This is a genomic window from Fructobacillus apis (genome assembly GCF_023893635.1).
GTDB classification, from domain to species: domain Bacteria; phylum Bacillota; class Bacilli; order Lactobacillales; family Lactobacillaceae; genus Fructobacillus; species Fructobacillus apis.
This window is the reverse complement of the sequence record NZ_JAMWYK010000002.1, coordinates 282,712-301,209: the sequence shown is the minus strand read 5'-3', so window position 1 is coordinate 301,209 and position 18,498 is coordinate 282,712. Positions and strand designations below refer to the sequence as shown.

Sequence of the window (18,498 nt, the reverse complement as noted above, 5' to 3'; positions counted from 1 at the left end):
CAGTACGACTTTTCTTTTTTTTATGAATGAACGAAGTATTTGAGGAGTTCTGCTTCAGTCAAAGCATCCTTATCTTCGTTTTTAACGTCGAGGACAATGCGTCCGGCGTTCAATACAATCAAACGATTTCCATACTTAAGCGCATCGGCCAAGTTGTGGGTAATCATCAACGCGGTCAAATTGTTTTGCGTGACCTGTTCGTTTGTTGCCGCCATCAATTGGTCAGATGTCTTGGGATCCAAGGCCGCCGTGTGTTCGTCTAAGAGCAACAAACCAGGCTTTACCTGTGTGGCCATCAAGAAGGAAAGGGCTTGTCGTTGCCCTCCAGAAAGGGAACCAGTGGCCGTTTGCAAGCGGTTCTCCAAGTTGTTTCCCATTGTCTTCGTCAATTCGAAGTAATGCTTCAACTTTTCGGCGCTTAACTTACGGTTCTTCAACGTCCGTTTAGCCCCACGCTTTTCGGCAAGCAGGAGGTTTTCGGCGACCGTCATACGGGGAGCCGTACCAAGCTTTGGGTCCTGGAAGACACGGGCGAGAAAGGACGTGCGCTTCACGGCGGGGAGGTGACTGATGTCCTTTCCGTTATGTTCAATCGAGCCTTCTGTCAACATTAAGTCACCGGATAGAACATTGAAGAGTGTCGATTTACCAGCTCCGTTCGTTCCCAAAACAGTGATGAAGTCATCTTGGTCAATGTCGAAGTTTAAGTGATCGAGAATCGTCGTGCCATTAGCCACGGTTACCGTGGCGTTTTTTAATGAAAAAACAGGGTTAGTCATGTGCCTTACCTCCAAATGAAAGGATGTGTTCCAACTTGAGGTAGTGACGCACCTGCGGCAAAACCATTGCTGCGGCCAGGATTAATGAAGAAATCAAGTTTAAGTCGTTTGTTTGGAATCCGAGTTGCAAAACCGCCAGTAAGACCAAGCGGTAAATGATTGACCCAATCACCACGGCGAGGAGTCGTTGATTCAGTGACAAGTCACCGAAGACCACTTCTCCGATAATGATGGAAGCCAGTGCAATGACGATGATTCCGATTCCCATGTTAATGTCGGCAAAGCCGTTGTTTTGAGCGATAACTGCACCACCGAAGGCGATGAGGGCGTTTGACACCATCAAGCCCATGATGGTCATCTTATCCGTCTTAATACCGAACGCGGAAGCCATGACCTTGTTATCACCCGTGGCGATGAAGGCCTGACCCAATTCGGTCTGTAAGAACCACATGAGGAATCCCAGGATAATGGCAATCACGATGATTCCCAAGAACACGCCGTCAAAGTACTTTGGTAAGTGCTCGAAAATCTTCAGTGAGAAAATCGTCTTTTGGTCCAACAAGGAAATGTTAGCTGACCCCATGATGCGAAGGTTAATGGAGAGGCAGGCCGTCATCACCAAGATTCCGGCCAAGAGAATTGGAATCTTACCCTTCGTGTAGAGCAAACCAGTCACAAGACCGGCCGCCGCTCCGACAACCAAAGAGGCCGCCGTTGCAATGAATGGGTTCACCCCGTGGGCGATTAACGCAACCGCCGTTGAGGCACCAAGTGGAAAGGATCCTTCAACCGTCATATCGGCGAAGTTCAAAATTCGAAAAGTCAGGTAGAGGGCAACCCCCAACACAGCCCAGAGGATACCCTGGGAAATGGAAGAAACAATAATTGGCATTAGTAGACCTCCTGATTCTGCTTGGCTTCTTGGACCATGTTTTCTGGCAATTGAATACCCAAGTCAGAAGCTGTTTGTAAGTTCACTGCATAAGACCCTTTATCCACAGAACGGATTGGGAAGGTAGCAGGATTCTTACCCTTCAACACTTGACCGGCCATCAAACCAGCTTGGTATCCGATTTCATATTGGGACTGTGAGTATGAAATCAACCCACCGTCCTTCACCATCGTATCGTTTGATGGGATAACTGGCACCTTGTTGGCACGACATGCACCGACCAAGGTCTTCATAGCCGTGGCCACGCTGTTGTCCTGTGGGGCGTAAACCGCATCGACTTCACCGGCCATCGTGTTGGCCACTTGCAACATGTCGTTGGTTGATGAAATCGTGTAGTTCTTGACTTGGTAACCCTTCTTTTCAAGGGCGGAAGTCATGCGCTTGGCATTGTATGTTCCACCGGCATCAGAAGTCGTGGAAATAATTCCAATCTTCTTTGCCTTTGGCAAGACTTCCTTAAAGAGTGTCGCTTGCTTTTCATAAGGGGAGTTTCCACTCACACCCGTGATGTTATGACCCGGCTTATCAACGGAATCGGCCAACTTGGCACCAACCGGGTTCGTGATACCGGCCAGAATGACGGGGGCCTTTTGATTGGCGACCTTGGCAAGGGAGAGGGCAGCTGGCGTCGCAATTCCGACGGTCAGGTCCGTTCCCTTGTTTTCGAAATCCTGTGCCATGGTTTTCAAGTTGGCTTGGTTGGCCTGAGCGTTTTGGTAGTTGATTTTCAGGTTCTTTCCTTCTGTATAACCTGAATCAGCTAATCCTTTGACAACCCCCTCATGAATCTGATCAAGAGCGGGGTGGGTGACCAGTTGAAGGATTCCAACGGTAACGACGTCCTTGTTCTTAGTCTTTTGCTGACCGTTGCCAAAGAAGAAGGCAACGACCAGAAAAGCAATAATCAACGACGTAACGGATAGTAAACGTTTATTCATGTTCTTCTCCTATATAAGTGAGCACCCAGGGCAGGATTTGATTTTGGGCAAGAAAAAAGCCTGCCTGGGTGAAGTGATATACCCAAACAGACTTTTCATGCATTACTAAGAAGCCGGTTGGGACAAAGCTGTCGTCACAGCTTGTCCGTCTCCGAAAAGCTGCTCTCCTACCGGCGCCACCATTGGCGGTTCAATTGAATAGAAAGTGCAGTCATGTGTTTTGCTCCTAAAACATTTAAAAGTTGTCTTAAGCATACAAGAGCGATGAGCACCTGTCAAGAAAAATGATAAAAAAAGGAGAAATATGATAAGAAACTGAGACAAAAGATAAGAATGAGTCAAAACGCCGTCATGCCGGGCTTCTTCCCTGTCTTTCTTTTGTGGATATGCTATACTAAACGCGAGAGAGTACAAATTAATAGGGAGAATGAAATAATGAAACCGTCACTAAAATTGACTAATGCTGTTCATATTTTAGTCTACATCGCAAATACGAAGCCGGGGGAACGTGTGGTATCAAAGGATATCGCGCAGTCCGTGAACACGAATCCATCGCGAGTGAGAGCGTTGATGTCTGATTTGTTTTCGGCTGGGTTGATTGAACGAGAAGAAGACGAGAACTTCGGACGCCCAAAGTTGGCTAAGAAGCCGGAAGACATTTCAATGGCTGACATTTTGGAAGCCATTAACGAGGATGCGAAGGTCTTTCCGTTGGACACGAAGGTCAGTGATGACTGTGAAGTGGCTAAGAAGATTAATCCAACGCTTTCCTTCTACTATGATCAAATGGAAGAACATTTGCTTTCATTGATAAAAGACATGCGGTTTTCAGATATTTTGGACCGCTTTTACGCTGATGAAAACGCGCTTTCAGCCCTCAAAGAAGCATAATCTGATAGAACTTGAAAAAGCCCGTCACGACCTTCGATCGTGGCGGGCTTTTTATTTTGGATAATTTTAGTTAAAACGCATAAAACGGTCTTCGTCTGGCAAGTACGTCTTTTCAAACGCATCGTTTTCGATTGAACCGAATGGCATTTGACCGCGCAATACCCACGATTCAGGGATGTTGAACGCTTCTTGTACGCCCGCATCGATGAGGGGGTTGTAGTGCTGCAGAGTTGCGCCGATTCCTTGTTCGGCCAAGGCCAACCAAACGGCGTAAATGGCAATTCCCATGCCTTCTTCGGCCCAGTCGTCAAAGTTGTGGGCGTAGGCAGGGACTTGTTCTTTCAAGCCATCCACAATCTTGCGATCGGTAAAGTAAAGGACGGTTCCGTAGCCGGCGGCAAAGGCGTTGTCCACCTTATTCTTTGTTTCGGCGAAGGCTTCTTCTGAGCTCACCACTTTCTTCAGTTCAGCCAAAGTCATTTCCCAGAGCTTTTCGTGGGCGTCGCCCGTCAGCAAGACGGCGTGCACGGATTGGGAGTTAAATGGGGAGGGCGTTTCCTTGATGGTGTTTTTAACCAGTTCGAAGAGCTGATCGTTGTTCAAATCAATGTTTTTTCCGAGTTGGTAAATGGAGCGGCGCTTTTTTTGAAGTTCGTTGAATGTTGTCATAGTGTGGTTCCTTTCTAACCAGTATTTAATAAAAGTACAGGTTATATGATATACTATATCCTAGAAAATAACAAGGAAAAATTTTATGAAACCATCAATGAAGTTGACAAACGCGGTGCACGTTTTGCTTTACATCGCCCGAAAAGATAACAACATCAGCTATTCCTCGAAAGCCGTGGCGGAATCCGTTAATACCAATCCGTCGCGAATTCGTGCCATTATGGCTGAGCTAACGAACGCTGCCATTATTAAACGCGAAGGGGGACCAATGTCACGCCCAATTTTGGCGCGACCTGCCTCAGAGATTTCCCTGGCTGACATCTTAAAGGCCGTTGATTCAGCCGCTATTTTTCAGTTGGACAGCAAGGTGAACCAACACTGCCCATTGGCTAGTCAGGTGAATCCCGCCCTTGCTGTTTACTATCAGCAATTCGAAGACCACCTGCTGGAAGACATGGAAAACGTCTCTTTAGGTGATTTAATAGCGGACGTTAATCAGCAAACGAAGAGCAAGATGTTTTAACAAGGCAGTGAAATGATGAAAAATAAAGAAACAACGCAAAATTTATTGCTCGTCTTTGTCGGTGGGGCCTTCGGTGGACTATTCCGCTACTTGCTGACTCTGGTTCCAGGAATCGGTTCGACGCCTTTTATGACGCTCATCATTAACTTTATTGGAACAGCCGGACTGGCTGCACTGGCAGTCATCATTGAGAGGCGCCGTTTGCATCCAGAACGTTTACAACCGTTGCTTGGTGTCGGCTTGCTTGGTGGCTTCACAACTTTTGGCGCCTTGATCGCGGAAAGTCGAGAGCTAGTGGCTCATGGGCAGGCACTGTTAGCCATCTTATTACTGGTAGCTTCGCTAGTCATTGGAATCCTTGCTGTCTTCTTCGGACGCAAACTGGCGTCCTTCATTCCTGAACGACAAACAGGGGAGGTGGCATCATGATGACCACCATTTTATTCGTGATGATTGCGACCGGTTTGGGATCAGTTTTGCGCTATATCATCATGCAGAACTGGAAAACTCGTGCTAATTATGCCAACGGTGTTTTTGTGGTGAACGCCGTTGGTTCATTCTTATTAGGAATGCTGATAAGCATTCCGTTTTCACATGAGCTCGCGCTTTACCTTGAAACTGGATTTCTTGGCGGTCTGACCACGTTTTCATCCATGATGACCGAAGGAATCGACCAAGATAATCGCACACAAAAGGTCCTCTATTTCGCCATTCAAATGGGCGGTGGGGTTCTGTTCTTCTACCTTGGCCTCTTCGTTTCGACCGCGCTCGGGTAAGGATTAACGCCTTTTAGGACCGGCAAATATGTTATAGTAGGTAGACTTATAGGAGATTGAACCATGACTAAAACCGCGGTAATTGTTGATTCGTCAGCAGCCATCCCTCAAAGTATTCGCAACTCATACGACATCATTGAAGTCGCCATTCCAATCATCTTTGGCGAAGAAACTTACATGGGTGGACAGGACCTCCAGACGGTCGACCAACTCATGAAAATCATCGATGAAAAGAAGATGCAGGGGAATACTTCCCAGCCTTCACCCGCTCAATGGGAACAGGCCTTGAACCAAGCCAAGGATTCCGGCTACGAAGACGCGGTCATCATCACGCTTTCTTCCGGAATTTCTGGTGCCTACCAAACGGCCAAGCTGATTGCCGAATCATACGAAGGTTTGAACCGCATCGAAGTCGTCGACTCCAAGCTCATTAACATGGCTGTTTTCGACCAAGCTGTTTTGGTGCGCAAGCTTTCCGAAGCTGGCAAAAGCATGGACGACATCTTGGCCGTCTTGCAAGATTACCGAGACAACCTCGGTGTGCGTCTCGTGGTTAACGATATTTCTCACCTCAAGCGCACGGGCCGTTTGTCCCGCGGGCAGGCCTTGGTTGGTGGTCTATTGAACATCAAGCCAATTCTGACCTTTGACATTCCGGGTGATGGTAAGATTTCCGCCATCGGAAAAGCCCGCAAGATGTCAGGTGCTAAGGACATGATTCAACAGTCCTTCGAAGAATACTTGGCTCAGGTGGATTTCCCGGTTCGTTCTTACATTTTGGACGCCGGTGCTAAGAAGGTCGGTGACAAGTGGTTGAAGGATTTCCAAGCGAAGTACCCGGCCGTCACGTTCGAACGAGGCGTTCTTGATCCCGTTGTGACCGTTCACACGGGAAACGAATCAATGGCCATTATCTGGGCACGTGACTACACGTCATACCTGGACTAAGTTTGGTTCTTCGCGTAACGTTTTCAAAAGATTCGCTTAAACATTTCATTTCCTAACAAAAAAGCCAGCCGTTGGGCTGGCTTTTTATTATAATAGAAGAAAGGAATTTTAGAGGGAAGGGTAGTCGTATGCGGTGCCGTGTGACAAACGCCCTCAAAAGCGACGTCAACGGATGTAACATCTTCAGCAAAGCAAATTTCCTTCCAATAAAAAAATCAGCCGCCCGAACAACTTGACAAAAGGGGCGACTGATTTTCGTTTAAATGAAATTATCCAACTTGCTTGATACCAAGAGCAGGATCCAAAGCACCGCCCTTACCATTCAAAGCGTAACGGAGGTACTTTTCGTTAACGTCAACGGTCATGTCATCGTCCATTTGGTCCAATGAGTATGGCTTTGCGTAAACGGTTCCCATGTTGGAATCGATGGTTGCACCAAACTCTGACAAGTCCGTGTCCTTGCCAACAAAGACAAGGTTGAAGGACAAAGCAAGCGTGCAGTTTGCTTCGTCTGAGAATGGTCCAACACCATCATCGAAGTCCAAGACAATCTTCTTGTCAGGACCAGTGAACTTTTCCAAACGTGCCTTGGCTGCATCAGTAAATGTTAATTTCATAAGAACCTCCAATTCGTTCTAAATATCTATCCATGTTTATTGTATGAAATAAAAAACCGGATGTCAAATTGGTCTAGTTTTAATTTTATGGTAAAGACGGAAGCGTTCGAACGAAAAATTCCAAACAAACACCTAATTTATCAATCTTTTTTAGAAAACAAGAGGAAGTAAAATGACCAAAAGAGGAAAAGTTTATCAAATTGTCTATGAAGTTTTAAATGCTGTCACGCACGGATTGGGCTTCATTTTAGCCGTGATTGCCAGCGTCTTTTTGGTGTTGAAGGCGGGAAAGCACACGATGTCCGGCTTGGAAATCGGGGCGATTGCCATCTACGTGAGCTCGATTTCACTGTTCTTGCTGGCGTCGACGCTCTTCCATTCGCTTGTCTTTACGAAGGCGGCCAAGGTTTTCCAGTTCATGGATCACGCCGGCATCTACTTCGTGATTTTGGGGTCGTACACGCCATACACCTGGCTGGTGCTGCCAACGGTTCCGGGCTGGAGTATCTGGTCTGCCATTGCGCTGATGACTTGCGCGGGATTGGTCTATGACTTGTTCTTCGTGGGCCGCTGGCCATGGGTTGCGGTGCTCATTTACTTGGTGATGGGCTGGATGATCGTGCTCGCGATGCCACTCATCTGGGCGGCGCTTTCGCCAATGGCTTTCTGGCTGCTTTTGGCCGGTGGGGTGGTGTACTCACTGGGAACGATTTTCTACCTCGTGCCACAAATCCCAATGGGCCACGTGTACTGGCACGTGTTCGTGCTGGTGGGTGCGGGCTTGATGTATTTCTCGATTTACATGACGATTTAACTTATATGAAAACGGGCGCTTCGCGCCCTTAAGGATCATACTTATGGATAAGCTCAACTATGCTCATCAGATTGCTTGGCAACACACGACCAAGGAAAAGGACCAATCCCCAATCGACATAACAAAGGACGCCGTCGTCGAAGGCGACTGCATTCATGTCGATTGGAAGGGGCTTGGCCCAACTGCACTAACTGTTAAAGAGAAGGTGATTGGGGACCAATACTACTGTGATGGCCAAATCACCTTGGGTGGTGCGACCTACCAGTTGGAGCGTTTTCACACGCACCAAGGATACGAACACTTAATTGACGGGCAATCCGGTCCGGCTGAAATCCACTTGGTATTCAAGCGCCCGGATGGCGGCGTCATGGTACTTGGTGTCTGGACCGAGTTGGATGAAGAAGCGCCGGTGTTGTTTGCTCCCGTGTTTGAAGGGAAGGAAACGACCATCGAATTGATGGATATGGTGCCTAAGAACTTCAGTATGGTGTACACCTACACGGGAACTTTGACGACGCCACCGTTGAAAGAAGATGTTCACTGGGTACTATTGAAGGAAAAGCTGGGGATTAACCCAGCCGATGTGGCGGCTTTTGCACAGGCCTATCCACACAATGTTCGAGAAGTTCAACCCTTAAACGGACGCGAAATCGTAGCCCGCAAAGTCTGCTCCGTTGATTGACAGACATACGCTTAAAGCGTAAATTAAAGAACGAAGAATTCATTTTAAAAGACGTCGGCGAGAAGCCGGCTTCTTTTTTCGTTAAAGGAAGATAAATGAAAGACAACGTACTAAAAAAAGCAGCCCTGGTCGTGGCCGCAGCGCTCTTCATGCAGATGCTCGACTCGACCATCGTGACCACCGCCTTGCCACAAATCGCAGAAGATTTAAGGGTAAACCAGTCGAGCGCCTCGCTCTTGGTTTCCGTCTACATGCTCTTTGCGGCCATCTTTATTCCATTATCCGGATGGCTGGCCAAGAAACTCCCACGAAAGAACCTCTTTCTCTTTGCCGTGGTGCTCTTCACGCTGTCATCGGTGGCTGTTGGGTTCTACAGCAACTTAGCCTACATCTTGGCCATGCGTGCGCTTCAAGGTTTTGCCGGTGCGTTGATGGTACCGGTTGGAAAGCTCATCATTTTGGAAAACGTGGAAGCGAAGAACTTACTTTCCATCCTGTCCTTCTTGATCTGGCCGGCCTTGATTGCTCCAGCCATCGCGCCTTTACTCGGTGGTTACGTGATTGGGGCCATGTCTTGGCAGTGGATTTTTTACTTGAACCTGCCAATCGGAATCGGTATTTTGATTGCCGGGGCATTCTTAATTCACGATGATAACAAAGCGGAGGAGGCGCCCTTTGACCTCTTCGGATTCTTGCTGGTCGCAGTAGCAGCCGGTTTGATTTTGATTGCCGCCGAAGTGCTGTCACGTGGTGTGGAAACACTTTTCGTTGGTGGTCTCATCCTGTTTGCGGGACTGGTGCTTTCCGTCTTCTCATGGAAGCATTTGCAAAAGGTCGACGAACCGCTCTTTTCATTGGACGCGATGAAGGTGAAGTCCTTCCGAATTTACCAAACGGGTGGATCCATCTTCTGGATGACAATCGGAGCCTTGCCTTACTTGCTGACACTGCTCTTGCAGGTGCCATTTCACTGGTCACCGGTCGAAGCGGGAACCTACGTCATCTTCATCTTTTTGGGTAACTTGGCGATTAAGCCCTTTACGACACCCATCATTCGAACGCTGGGCTACAAGTATGCCTTGTCGGTTGCTTTGGGCCTCGCGTCGGCGTCGACTTTTTTGATGGCATGCTTCACGGTTGATTCAGCAAAGCCTTGGATCGCCTTTGTCGCCTTCGCATCGGGTGTCGGCCGTTCGCTGTCGCTTACGTCATACAACTCACTAGCCTTTGCCGAGTTGTCGAAGAAGGAAAAGAACGCGGCAAACACCCTGCAGTCGGTTGTTCAGATGTTGTCCCAGGCCTTCGGAGTTGGCTTTGCGGCAACGTTGCTCTCCCTCTTCGCCCAGGCCTTGTCAATCACCTTGGCCTACCAGGTGACACTCTTCGTGGTGGGCTTGCTGTCGCTTTACCCATTGATGGAGGCGCTCACCTTGGATAAGAACGTCGGTGAAAAGACGCTTTAAAATGGAAAAACGCTGACCTTGGGTCAGCTTCGAAACACTAAAAAAAGAGACCCGAAACGGGTCTCTTTTTATTTTGCCTTCAGCTCTTAAGGCAGCTTTGTTTGATTCGTTGGGATGAGACTGAACTTGTCGCCAGACTTGGAAAGGTCAACCAATTCGTTTGCGGAGAAGTTGATTTCATCCTTGTGGTCGTTGTAGTTCTTCATCATGTCGTCTTCCGTGATGGTTTTGTAGCTCTTCCAGAATGAGTTTTGTGGGCTCACACCAGCCATGTCGGGGGCAGCGGAAGTGTCGAGGTCGGATTCCGTGAAGGTTCCGTTGTGGTTGTCCGTGAACATCACCGTGTGTTCAGCAAAACCACCAGCACCTTCACCGTCATCGTAGACAACGATTTTATCTTTGTCGCCCATGTAAACGGAGTAGTGCGTTTTGAGCGGCGTTCCGTAATTGGTTGGCAGGCTGCCATAGGTCAAAAGGGCGATTTGAACCTTTTGGGGAAGGGCAGAGTAGGCGCTGGTTTTTACCTTCTGATCATCCTGTGAGGATGAATCCGTGCTTTCTTTGGTTTTGCTCGTTGCACTCGAAACGGTTTTTTCGACTTTACTTTGCTTGTTTGTCGATGGGTTACTTGCGCCGAGTGCGTACGCGCCACCTATGACAGCAACGACAGCAATGGCAACCAAAGAGCTGATGAGAATGATTTTCTTAGACATAACTTCCTTCTTTTGTATTCGTTCTTTTTGATTTTAAAGGGTTACATAGGCATTATTGTCCTTTCTGTATAAAAAGTCCAATTTGAGCAAAAGAGGCGAGAGCGAGACGGCCGGTGCGGGTCTGACTTTGACAGTTTTTAAATGAGAGAAATCTAATTTTATTTGCAAAAGTCGCGCCCGTACAGGATAATGTGCTTAACAACAAACCATAAGGAGGCAGCAATGGCACAAACACGTTATCAAGATGATTTCTACGAAGCCGTGAACGGTGAGTGGATCGCACAAGCGGTGATTCCAAAGGATCGCCCAGTTACCGGTGGGTTCTACGACTTGGTCGAAGGCATCGAAAAAGAGGAGCGACGCGTTTTGAAGGCGTTAGAAGCAGGGGAGCAGGACACGCCCGCTGACTTGGCCGAATTCGTGAAGATGCACCAGCTGACCAAGGACTGGGATGCCCGTGAAGCAAGTGAAAAAGAAGCGTTGGCGGCTCACTTGGCGCCAATCTTTGCCTTGAATTCCTGGCAGGATTTGCAAGACTCAGAAGACGACCTCATCAAGAAGGGCTACGAAACCATCTTGCAGCCAACCATTGCGCCTGATTCAAAGAACACGGCACGTAATGAACTCTGGCTGGCCAGTCCGTCCTTGATCCTTCCAGATACCACGTCTTACAAGGATAATGAACAAAAAGAAAGCATGCTGTCTAGCTGGAAGGACATGGTGCAAGTCTTGCTCGAACGGTTCGGGTACAAAGACCAGGCAGCGGAATGGATTGACCAGGCCATTGCCTTCGATCAGTTGATTGCGGACCGTCGTTCATCTTCTGAAGAATTGTCTGATTCATGGAAGAACTACCACCCAATGTCAGTTGATGATGCGAACGCCAAAGTGCCGGAAGTGACTTTGAAAAAGACCTTAAAGGCATTGGTCGGCGACGAGATCGACAAGGTCATCGTCTACGACGGACCTTTCTACGAAAAGGCCAGCGAAGTTTATAAGGAAGAAAACTTCGCTGCTATCAAGGGCTGGATGATTATCCAAAACATCTTGGACGTGGCGTCATTCTTGAGCAACGACACACGCATTTTGGCTGGGCAATTCGGACGTGCCTTGTCTGGTGCCAAGGAAGCCATCGACCAAGACAAAGCGGCCTTCCGTCAGGCCCGTGCCTTCTTCTCACAGAAGGTCGGCCGCTGGTACGGTCAAACCTACTTCGGTGAAAAGGCCAAAGCCGACGTGGCGGCCATGGTCAAAGACATCATCGCCGTTTACGAAAAGCGCTTCGACCAAATCGACTGGTTGTCCGATGAAACCCGAGCCAAGGCAAAGGTGAAGTTGGCTGCCCTCGAGATGAAGGTGGGGTACCCAGACGGCTTGCCAGACTACTTGGAAAAGCGTGCAGTAAACCCAGACGAAAGCTTGTTGCAAAACGCCAAGCGTTTCTCAGAAGAATCCGTGAAGGAACACTTTGAAAAGTGGGGCAAGCAACCGGACAAGTCCCGTTGGGGTATGCCAGCCGACATGGTGAACGCTTACTACTCACCGGACTTTAATCACATCGTCTTCCCAGCTGCCATTTTGCAGGCACCGTTCTATGACATCAACCAGTCGGCTTCCAAGAACTTCGGAGGAATCGGAACGGTTATCGCTCACGAAATTACGCATGCCTTCGATACGAACGGGGCGCGTTACGACGAGAAGGGGAATTTGAACGAGTGGTGGACGAAGGAAGATTTCGCCCACTTCGAAGAGAAGACGTCAGCCGTCGTCGACGCCTTCGATGGGTTGGACTCTGCTGGTGCCAAAGTAAACGGCCACCTCACGGTGTCCGAAAACGTCGCGGATCTTGGTGGTGTCGCAGCTTCCTTGGAGGCGGCATCTGGCGAAGCCGACTTTTCCGTTTCAGAATTCTTCGAGAACTTTGCGACCCTCTGGCGTCAAAAGGCTGAGCCAAAGTACCAAGAATTGCTCGCCACAATCGACGTGCACGCGCCAGCAAAGTTGCGTACGAACGTCATCGTAAAGTACTTCGACGCCTTTGTTGAGGCATACGACGTCCAACCGGATGACGGTATGTATTTGGCGCCCGAAAAGCGCATTCAAATTTGGTAGAATTTTCTTGAAAAATCTTGGAAAAATCCTTGTCAGGCAGCTTCAATCTTGTTAATATAGAGAAGTTGTTTGATATGGGGGTGTAGCGAAGTCTGGCTAAACGCGACGGACTGTAACTCCGTTCCTTCGGGTTCGTAGGTTCGAATCCTACCGCCCCCATTGCCTCGCTTCAGGCAAGTTTGAAGCATTGCCCCTTGGCCAAGTGGTAAGGCAGAGGTTTTTGGTACCTCTATGCGCTGGTTCGATCCCAGCAGGGGCAATTAATGTTTAAGGAAAGCAGACCGAAAGGTCTGCTTTTTTGTTTGTCATCGGACGTAAAAGTCAAAACCGACCAATTGGCATCGTAAGACTATGACCGATTCCTGCCACTACTAATCCGACAAAAAACTTGGTATAGTTAATACTTGTGTTTTTACGAAGTACGGACTGTAAATAAAAGATTTCTTCTTATAGAAGAAAAGATGGATATAGAGAGTAGTAAAATGAAAAATCAAGAACAATCAGAAAAGCTGACTTGGCCGCAACGCCTTCGATTGCTTTCCGCATTATTATTTTTATTGGTAACGGTAACTATGGCGGCCGGTCTTAGCGGGCAAAATCGTCATGATAAGTCAGAACCAGTCATCAAGATGAAGAGTGCTTCTGCAGATTTGAATAAGTAAAGAAAAAAGCGCACAAGACAATTGTGCGCTTTTTTTGTTGGGGTGAAGCCCCCATCTCAAATCTTGTCTATATTATAACACCATTCAAAACCAAGAGGTAGTTCCTCAATCGGATATGACAAAAAAGAATAAAAAGCACGCCGCTGCCCGGCGGTGTGCAAAGAGGTGAAAAACCTATTCAAAATCTGTCCCAATCATATCAAAACTCATCCTCCAATTTGATGAAGAGATTGAACAAACATCCTCAGGTGGTCTATCCCTGGCAGCGCATTTTAAATCGTGAAGAAAATCGCGAAAATTAGCAGACCCTGCAGACATTTGCCAGAATTTGCTTTATAATTGGTCTTGTTAAATAAAGAATATTTGGGAGGCAAATATGGCAAAGTTAACTGTCGAAGATTTGGCATTAGCCGGTAAGAAAGTATTGATGCGAGTGGACTTCAACGTCCCAATCAAGAACGGTGTGATCGGAAACGACAACCGTATCGTGGCTGCATTGCCAACGATCAAGCACGTGATTAAGGAAAACGGACGTGCTATCTTGTTCTCACACTTGGGTCGTATCAAGTCTGAAGACGACAAGAAGGAATTGTCATTGGCCCCAGTTGCCAAGCGTTTGGGCGAATTGCTCGGACAAGACGTAATTTTCGTTCCTGAAACTCGCGGTGCTAAGTTGGAAGAAGCCATCAACAACTTGGAAGACGGTCAGGTATTGATGGTCGAAAACACGCGTTTTGAAGACGTGAAGGACGGCGAATTCGTTAAGTTGGAATCAAAGAACGATCCTGAATTGGGTAAGTACTGGGCTTCACTTGGTGACGACCTATTCATCAACGATGCATTCGGAACGGCTCACCGTTCACACGCATCAAACGTTGGTATTGCATCAAACGTTGACCAAGCAGCTGCAGGTTACTTGATGGAAAAGGAAATCAAGTTCTTGGGTGACTCAGTTGAAGATCCTAAGCGTCCATTCGTTGCCATCATCGGTGGAGCGAAGGTTTCTGACAAGATCGAAGTTGTTCAAGCTTTGTTGAAGAAGGCTGACAAGGTTATCATCGGTGGTGGAATGGCTTACACGTTCGACGCCGCTAAGGGTAACAAGATTGGTAACTCATTGTTCGAAGAAGACAAGGTTGAATTGGCTAAGTCTTTGATGGAAGAAGCTGGTGACCGTTTGGTTCTCCCAATCGACGCGGTTGCTGCTGACGCCTTCAGCAACGACGCCAAGACGGTGACTGTTGATTCAGAAGCTGGTATCCCTGATGGTTACATGGCATTGGACATCGGTCCTAAGTCAGTTGCCTTGTTCAAGGATGTGTTGGCAGATGCTAAGACAGTGGTTTGGAACGGACCTATGGGTGTGTTCGAAATGGAAAACTTCGCCAAGGGTACTTTGGCCATCGGAAACGATTTGGTTAACGTAACTGAAAACGGTGGAACGACTATCGTTGGTGGTGGAGATTCAACGGCCGCTGTTCAAATGTTGGGTGTTGCTGATAAGTTGTCACACATCTCAACTGGTGGTGGTGCCTCACTCGAATACTTGGAAGGTAAGACTTTGCCAGGTATCTCATCACTTTCAAACAAGTAATTTCAATTTAAAAGTCGGCCTCGAGCCGGCTTTTTTGTTCCTATAAAAGAAGCGGAACGTTCATTTGTCTATTCCGTTGGAAAGAGGAATGAATCAATCCTTTGTTTTAAGCCGGCCATGCCGGCGTTTTTCATTTAGCAAAGAAAAACTTTGTGATTTTCTACTTAAAGTGGTATCTTTCTAAATTGGATAGGCGTATAATAGATACAACGTAATTCGATAAAGAAGAGGTGTACTGTGTCAAACGAGCAAAAAGTCCGCGAACAAGAATACCTAGATGAAACGCTGAAGAAGATTGATTTCTCTCAGATTCAAGCCGCCGAGGAAGTGAAAAAGTCCTCCGGTTCCTTGGAAGACGTTTCTGCTGCCTGGGACGACGTCCGCGTCAAGACTTCCACTTATTCTGGAATTGTTGAAACGGCGATGTCCATTCGTCAACAACAACAGGCTATCCAAGAACGTCAATCCGCCAAGCACCGTGCTCAAGATCGCTACAAGACCTTGGCCAAGCAGAAGCAAAAGCCATACTTCGCCCGCATCGACTTCAATGATTTGGCCGAAGAAGGCCGCGAGAAGGAAACGGTCTACATCGGACTCGCTTCCTTCAACGACGATGACGGCAAGTTCTGGGTCTACGACTGGCGTACCCCGGTTGCTTCCATTTACTACGATGGGGGACTCGGCAAGGTTGACTACCTCACACCAGCCGGTCCACAGCAGGCTGATGTGACGCTGAAGCGTCAGTTTGAAATTGAAGACGGTGTCATTGTGACCCTCTTTGATACCGAAGAGGCCATCGGTGACCAGATGCTCTTGAACGCTTTGTCCGGTGAATCCACGACGAAGATGAAGTCTATCGTGACGACCATTCAAAAAGAGCAGAACAAAATCATCCGTAACACGGATGCCGACCTGCTCTTCGTCCAAGGTGCCGCCGGTTCTGGTAAGACGGCCGCCATCATGCAGCGTGTTGCCTACCTACTTTACCGCTACCGCGGAAAGTTGAACTCCGGTCAGGTCGTGATGTTCTCGCCCAACCAGTTGTTCAACGACTACGTCGACCAAGTTCTACCTGAACTAGGTGAACAAAACTTGGTTCAACTGACCTTCTTCCAGTACGCTTCCCACCGTTTGCCACGCTTTGCCGTGCAAACTTTGGAGGAACGCTTCGAAGAAAACAACAAGAACGAAAAAATCGACCGGGCCATGGGCTCACTCGACATGTTCAAGGCCGTGCAGAACTACGCACAGCACCTGAATAAGGAAGGACTCAAGGTTCGTAACCTGAACTTCCGCAACGAGCCATTAATTACCAAGGACAAGATTCAGTCCGTCTACTACCAGTACAACGAAAACTACAAGCTGTCCCAACGTTTGGAAGCCACGCAGGAAGCCTTGATGCGCTCCCTTCGTTCCCAAGTCGGAATCCAGATGAAGAAGGATTGGGTCGAACTCGAAATCGAAAATCTTTCCAAGCAAGAATACGACGAGTTGGTCGGTGCCGGACAGGTTCGTCTCGGAGACGACCAAGTGCAAGATGCCGGAGACGCCACGCGTCGTCACCAATTAGGTGAGGGACCAAAGGAACGCACCTTTGACTCCGACAAGGCGGAACGCAATTTCTTAGCGAAGAAAATTGTTACCTCAGCCATGCGTCCACTCGCAAAGCGCGTGCGCCGTGCTGGTTTCTTGAATATCAACGCGCAGTTTGCCGATTTGCTCCGATCCATGCCAAAGTACTTGGACTTGGACAAGTTCCATATCTCCGAAGCGGAATGGACGGCCTACGTCGACATGGTCATTGAACACTTGAAGGAACGTAAGCTTTCCTTGCCGGCAACAACGATGTACCTCTACTTGTACGATCTCATCACCGGAAAGCACGGTCAGCGCGAAATTCGCTACCTCTTCATTGATGAAATCCAAGACTACACGCCGTTCCAGTTGGCCTTCTTGAAGTTCTCCTTCCCGAACGCGAAGTTCACGGTGTTGGGTGACTTGAACCAGGCCATCTTCACCCAGGACTGGGCTTCTTCATTGGAAGAAGACTTTGCTTCACTCTTTGACCAGAACAAAGTCGACTTCGTGGAGCTCACGCAAACGTATCGCTCAACGAAGCAAATCACGGACTTTTCAAAGGCGCTCTTGACGTCTGGTAAGACCATCGAGGCCTTTAACCGTGGCGGTGATGTGCCGGTTATGAAGTTGACGGCCGACAACGACGCAGCCATCGTGGCTGCTAAAAAGCAATTGGCTCAAAACGAAGCCGATGGCGAACAAACGGCTATCATCACGCAAACCCTTGCGGAAGCCAAGAACTTGGCAAAGGAATTGGAAGACGAAAAGATTACGCTCATCCGTTCCGAAAACCAACGCTTGGCACCCGGTGCTGTCATTTTGCCATCTTACTTGGCAAAGGGGCTCGAATTCGATGCCGTCATCGTATGGCAGGCGGATGCTAAGCACTACGCAAACACGGACTTGTCCCGTTTGCTTTACACTGTCACGTCACGCGCTATGCACCGTTTGACGTTGATCGGTTCAGGTGAAATTTCACCATTGATTGCGGCAGTGCCCGCTGACCTCTATCAAATGGAGGACCAGTCATGATTGAACAATTAGTAGAAGAAGTAAAAAAGGCTCATCAAGGGGCCTTTTTTACACTTGCCATTACGGGATCGGTGTCCGTTGGGAAATCAACTTTGGCAGAAATGCTCGCAGTTCAGCTAGAAGAAACCGGTTTAAAAACAGCGATTGTTTCGACCGATGATTTCTTGAAAAACAATGCCCGTCTCCACGAGGAGGGGATATTTGAACAGAAGGGCTTCCCGGTAAGCTATGACCTCGAAAAGCTCTCTTCCTTCATTGAGAACTTTCAAGATGGCGTCGAAAAACAATCGCTTGCGGCATATTCGCAGAACATGGCCGACATTGTCGATGGACAGGAAAAAACGGTTGAAAAGCCAGACGTCTTACTTTTAGAAGGTGTGGTGGCGCTTCAACTGGATTCCTCCTTGCTCGATTTGACCGTTTTCTTAGAAGCGGACATCAACCACATCAAGGATTGGTACTTGCAACGCAATTTGCTTGCAACTGTGAAATCAGTGGATGAACCAAAGTCATGGCGCAACCAATACGTGAATTTGTCATTGGTAGATTTTTACAACGTCGCGATGGATGTGTGGGAAAAGACGAATCAGAAGAACTACGATGAATACATCTTGCCAAGTAAAAAACAAGCGGATTGGGTTTTGACCTTTGATTACTTCCACCAACCCGACAATCTGACTGTTGGACCACGCCATATTATATAGTAGGAAAAGTCAACGAGGTGCTTGCTCAACACTGCGCCTTGTTGACTTTTA

19 protein-coding genes and 2 tRNA genes are annotated in these 18,498 nt (G+C 48.0%); 15 read left to right on the top strand and 6 right to left on the bottom strand.

Going from position 1 to position 18,498, the window contains the following annotated elements; all coding sequences use genetic code 11:
- Positions 1–20: 20 nt before the first annotated feature.
- Genes NFX39_RS03395 through trpX form a run of 3 tightly spaced genes read right to left on the bottom strand, consistent with a single transcriptional unit; the run spans position 21 to position 2,669 of the window.
- The gene (locus NFX39_RS03395; RefSeq protein WP_252442983.1) at positions 21–779 is read right to left on the bottom strand and encodes an ABC transporter ATP-binding protein; all 759 of its coding nucleotides are present in this window, start codon (positions 777–779) and stop codon (positions 21–23) included.
- Positions 772–1,671 carry an ABC transporter permease gene (locus tag NFX39_RS03390; RefSeq protein WP_252442981.1) on the bottom strand — a complete coding sequence of 300 codons (900 nt, stop codon included), beginning with the start codon at positions 1,669–1,671 and terminating at the stop codon, positions 772–774. The genes NFX39_RS03395 and NFX39_RS03390 overlap by 8 nt, the downstream gene beginning before the upstream one ends.
- Positions 1,671–2,669: a tryptophan ABC transporter substrate-binding protein gene (trpX, locus tag NFX39_RS03385; protein WP_252442979.1), complete on the bottom strand. Its 999-nt coding sequence runs from the start codon at positions 2,667–2,669 to the stop codon at positions 1,671–1,673. The genes NFX39_RS03390 and trpX overlap by 1 nt, the downstream gene beginning before the upstream one ends.
- Before the next feature lie 435 nt (positions 2,670–3,104).
- On the opposite strand from trpX, the gene NFX39_RS03380 reads away from it, so the two are divergent.
- On the top strand, positions 3,105–3,560 hold the full coding sequence (locus tag NFX39_RS03380) for an Rrf2 family transcriptional regulator (protein ID WP_252442978.1): 456 nt from the start codon (positions 3,105–3,107) through the stop codon (positions 3,558–3,560).
- 66 nt (positions 3,561–3,626) lie between these two features.
- Here the strand turns inward: NFX39_RS03380 and NFX39_RS03375 are convergent, their stop codons facing one another.
- Entirely contained in the window at positions 3,627–4,229 is a 603-nt protein-coding gene (locus tag NFX39_RS03375) for a nitroreductase family protein (RefSeq protein WP_252442976.1), read from the bottom strand.
- Positions 4,230–4,314: 85 nt separating this feature from the next.
- On the opposite strand from NFX39_RS03375, the gene NFX39_RS03370 reads away from it, so the two are divergent.
- From NFX39_RS03370 to NFX39_RS03355, 4 genes are all read left to right on the top strand, one after another.
- Entirely contained in the window at positions 4,315–4,752 is a 438-nt protein-coding gene (locus tag NFX39_RS03370) for an Rrf2 family transcriptional regulator (RefSeq protein ID WP_252442974.1), read from the top strand.
- Between the two features lie 15 nt (positions 4,753–4,767).
- On the top strand, positions 4,768–5,181 hold the full coding sequence (locus NFX39_RS03365; RefSeq protein ID WP_252442973.1) for a fluoride efflux transporter FluC: 414 nt from the start codon (positions 4,768–4,770) through the stop codon (positions 5,179–5,181).
- The gene (locus NFX39_RS03360; protein WP_252442971.1) at positions 5,178–5,528 is read left to right on the top strand and encodes a fluoride efflux transporter FluC; all 351 of its coding nucleotides are present in this window, start codon (positions 5,178–5,180) and stop codon (positions 5,526–5,528) included. Before NFX39_RS03365 ends, NFX39_RS03360 begins: the two co-directional genes overlap by 4 nt.
- 63 nt (positions 5,529–5,591) lie before the next feature.
- The gene (locus tag NFX39_RS03355; RefSeq protein ID WP_252442969.1) at positions 5,592–6,476 is read left to right on the top strand and encodes a DegV family protein; all 885 of its coding nucleotides are present in this window, start codon (positions 5,592–5,594) and stop codon (positions 6,474–6,476) included.
- A gap of 269 nt (positions 6,477–6,745) precedes the next feature.
- On the opposite strand, the gene NFX39_RS03350 is transcribed toward NFX39_RS03355, so the two are convergent.
- Positions 6,746–7,093: an iron-sulfur cluster biosynthesis family protein gene (locus NFX39_RS03350; RefSeq protein WP_252442967.1), complete on the bottom strand. Its 348-nt coding sequence runs from the start codon at positions 7,091–7,093 to the stop codon at positions 6,746–6,748.
- 172 nt (positions 7,094–7,265) lie between these two features.
- Here NFX39_RS03350 and trhA point away from each other — a divergent pair, with 172 nt between their 5' ends.
- From trhA to NFX39_RS03335, 3 genes are all read left to right on the top strand, one after another.
- The gene (gene trhA, locus NFX39_RS03345) at positions 7,266–7,907 is read left to right on the top strand and encodes a PAQR family membrane homeostasis protein TrhA (protein WP_252442965.1); all 642 of its coding nucleotides are present in this window, start codon (positions 7,266–7,268) and stop codon (positions 7,905–7,907) included.
- Positions 7,908–7,950: 43 nt separating this feature from the next.
- Complete coding sequence (locus NFX39_RS03340) at positions 7,951–8,589, top strand: carbonic anhydrase family protein (RefSeq protein ID WP_252442963.1); 639 nt, start codon at positions 7,951–7,953, stop codon at positions 8,587–8,589.
- Positions 8,590–8,684: 95 nt separating this feature from the next.
- Entirely contained in the window at positions 8,685–10,052 is a 1,368-nt protein-coding gene (locus tag NFX39_RS03335) for an MFS transporter (RefSeq protein ID WP_252442961.1), read from the top strand.
- An 86-nt stretch (positions 10,053–10,138) separates the two neighbouring features.
- Here NFX39_RS03335 and NFX39_RS03330 read toward each other — a convergent pair whose 3' ends face one another.
- Positions 10,139–10,765: a hypothetical protein gene (locus NFX39_RS03330; protein WP_252442959.1), complete on the bottom strand. Its 627-nt coding sequence runs from the start codon at positions 10,763–10,765 to the stop codon at positions 10,139–10,141.
- A gap of 222 nt (positions 10,766–10,987) precedes the next feature.
- Between NFX39_RS03330 and NFX39_RS03325 the strand changes: the two genes are divergently transcribed.
- The 7 genes from NFX39_RS03325 to NFX39_RS03295 all read left to right on the top strand — a co-directional run bounded on the left by NFX39_RS03325 (position 10,988) and on the right by NFX39_RS03295 (position 18,447).
- The gene (locus NFX39_RS03325) at positions 10,988–12,877 is read left to right on the top strand and encodes a M13-type metalloendopeptidase (RefSeq protein WP_252442957.1); all 1,890 of its coding nucleotides are present in this window, start codon (positions 10,988–10,990) and stop codon (positions 12,875–12,877) included.
- 76 nt (positions 12,878–12,953) lie between these two features.
- Positions 12,954–13,036 (top strand) — tRNA-Tyr (locus tag NFX39_RS03320).
- Between the two features lie 29 nt (positions 13,037–13,065).
- A tRNA-Gln gene (locus NFX39_RS03315) sits at positions 13,066–13,137 on the top strand.
- A gap of 222 nt (positions 13,138–13,359) precedes the next feature.
- Positions 13,360–13,539, top strand: a complete 180-nt coding sequence (locus tag NFX39_RS03310; protein WP_252442955.1) for a hypothetical protein — start codon at positions 13,360–13,362, stop codon at positions 13,537–13,539.
- A gap of 376 nt (positions 13,540–13,915) precedes the next feature.
- Entirely contained in the window at positions 13,916–15,133 is a 1,218-nt protein-coding gene (locus NFX39_RS03305) for a phosphoglycerate kinase (RefSeq protein ID WP_252442953.1), read from the top strand.
- Positions 15,134–15,370: 237 nt separating this feature from the next.
- On the top strand, positions 15,371–17,743 hold the full coding sequence (gene helD / locus NFX39_RS03300; RefSeq protein ID WP_252442951.1) for an RNA polymerase recycling motor HelD: 2,373 nt from the start codon (positions 15,371–15,373) through the stop codon (positions 17,741–17,743).
- Positions 17,740–18,447, top strand: a complete 708-nt coding sequence (locus NFX39_RS03295; RefSeq protein WP_252442949.1) for a nucleoside/nucleotide kinase family protein — start codon at positions 17,740–17,742, stop codon at positions 18,445–18,447. The genes helD and NFX39_RS03295 overlap by 4 nt, the downstream gene beginning before the upstream one ends.
- Positions 18,448–18,498: the final 51 nt, after the last annotated feature.

Bases quoted from the DNA above. Each gene is read 5' to 3' on its own strand.
- NFX39_RS03395 (WP_252442983.1), bottom strand. From the start codon at position 779: ATGACTAACCCTGTTTTTTCATTAAAAAACGCCACGGTAACCGTGGCT.
- NFX39_RS03390 (WP_252442981.1), bottom strand. From the start codon at position 1,671: ATGCCAATTATTGTTTCTTCCATTTCCCAGGGTATCCTCTGGGCTGTG.
- trpX (WP_252442979.1), bottom strand. From the start codon at position 2,669: ATGAATAAACGTTTACTATCCGTTACGTCGTTGATTATTGCTTTTCTG.
- NFX39_RS03380 (WP_252442978.1), top strand. From the start codon at position 3,105: ATGAAACCGTCACTAAAATTGACTAATGCTGTTCATATTTTAGTCTAC.
- NFX39_RS03375 (WP_252442976.1), bottom strand. From the start codon at position 4,229: ATGACAACATTCAACGAACTTCAAAAAAAGCGCCGCTCCATTTACCAA.
- NFX39_RS03370 (WP_252442974.1), top strand. From the start codon at position 4,315: ATGAAACCATCAATGAAGTTGACAAACGCGGTGCACGTTTTGCTTTAC.
- NFX39_RS03365 (WP_252442973.1), top strand. From the start codon at position 4,768: ATGAAAAATAAAGAAACAACGCAAAATTTATTGCTCGTCTTTGTCGGT.
- NFX39_RS03360 (WP_252442971.1), top strand. From the start codon at position 5,178: ATGATGACCACCATTTTATTCGTGATGATTGCGACCGGTTTGGGATCA.
- NFX39_RS03355 (WP_252442969.1), top strand. From the start codon at position 5,592: ATGACTAAAACCGCGGTAATTGTTGATTCGTCAGCAGCCATCCCTCAA.
- NFX39_RS03350 (WP_252442967.1), bottom strand. From the start codon at position 7,093: ATGAAATTAACATTTACTGATGCAGCCAAGGCACGTTTGGAAAAGTTC.
- trhA (WP_252442965.1), top strand. From the start codon at position 7,266: ATGACCAAAAGAGGAAAAGTTTATCAAATTGTCTATGAAGTTTTAAAT.
- NFX39_RS03340 (WP_252442963.1), top strand. From the start codon at position 7,951: ATGGATAAGCTCAACTATGCTCATCAGATTGCTTGGCAACACACGACC.
- NFX39_RS03335 (WP_252442961.1), top strand. From the start codon at position 8,685: ATGAAAGACAACGTACTAAAAAAAGCAGCCCTGGTCGTGGCCGCAGCG.
- NFX39_RS03330 (WP_252442959.1), bottom strand. From the start codon at position 10,765: ATGTCTAAGAAAATCATTCTCATCAGCTCTTTGGTTGCCATTGCTGTC.
- NFX39_RS03325 (WP_252442957.1), top strand. From the start codon at position 10,988: ATGGCACAAACACGTTATCAAGATGATTTCTACGAAGCCGTGAACGGT.
- NFX39_RS03310 (WP_252442955.1), top strand. From the start codon at position 13,360: ATGAAAAATCAAGAACAATCAGAAAAGCTGACTTGGCCGCAACGCCTT.
- NFX39_RS03305 (WP_252442953.1), top strand. From the start codon at position 13,916: ATGGCAAAGTTAACTGTCGAAGATTTGGCATTAGCCGGTAAGAAAGTA.
- NFX39_RS03295 (WP_252442949.1), top strand. From the start codon at position 17,740: ATGATTGAACAATTAGTAGAAGAAGTAAAAAAGGCTCATCAAGGGGCC.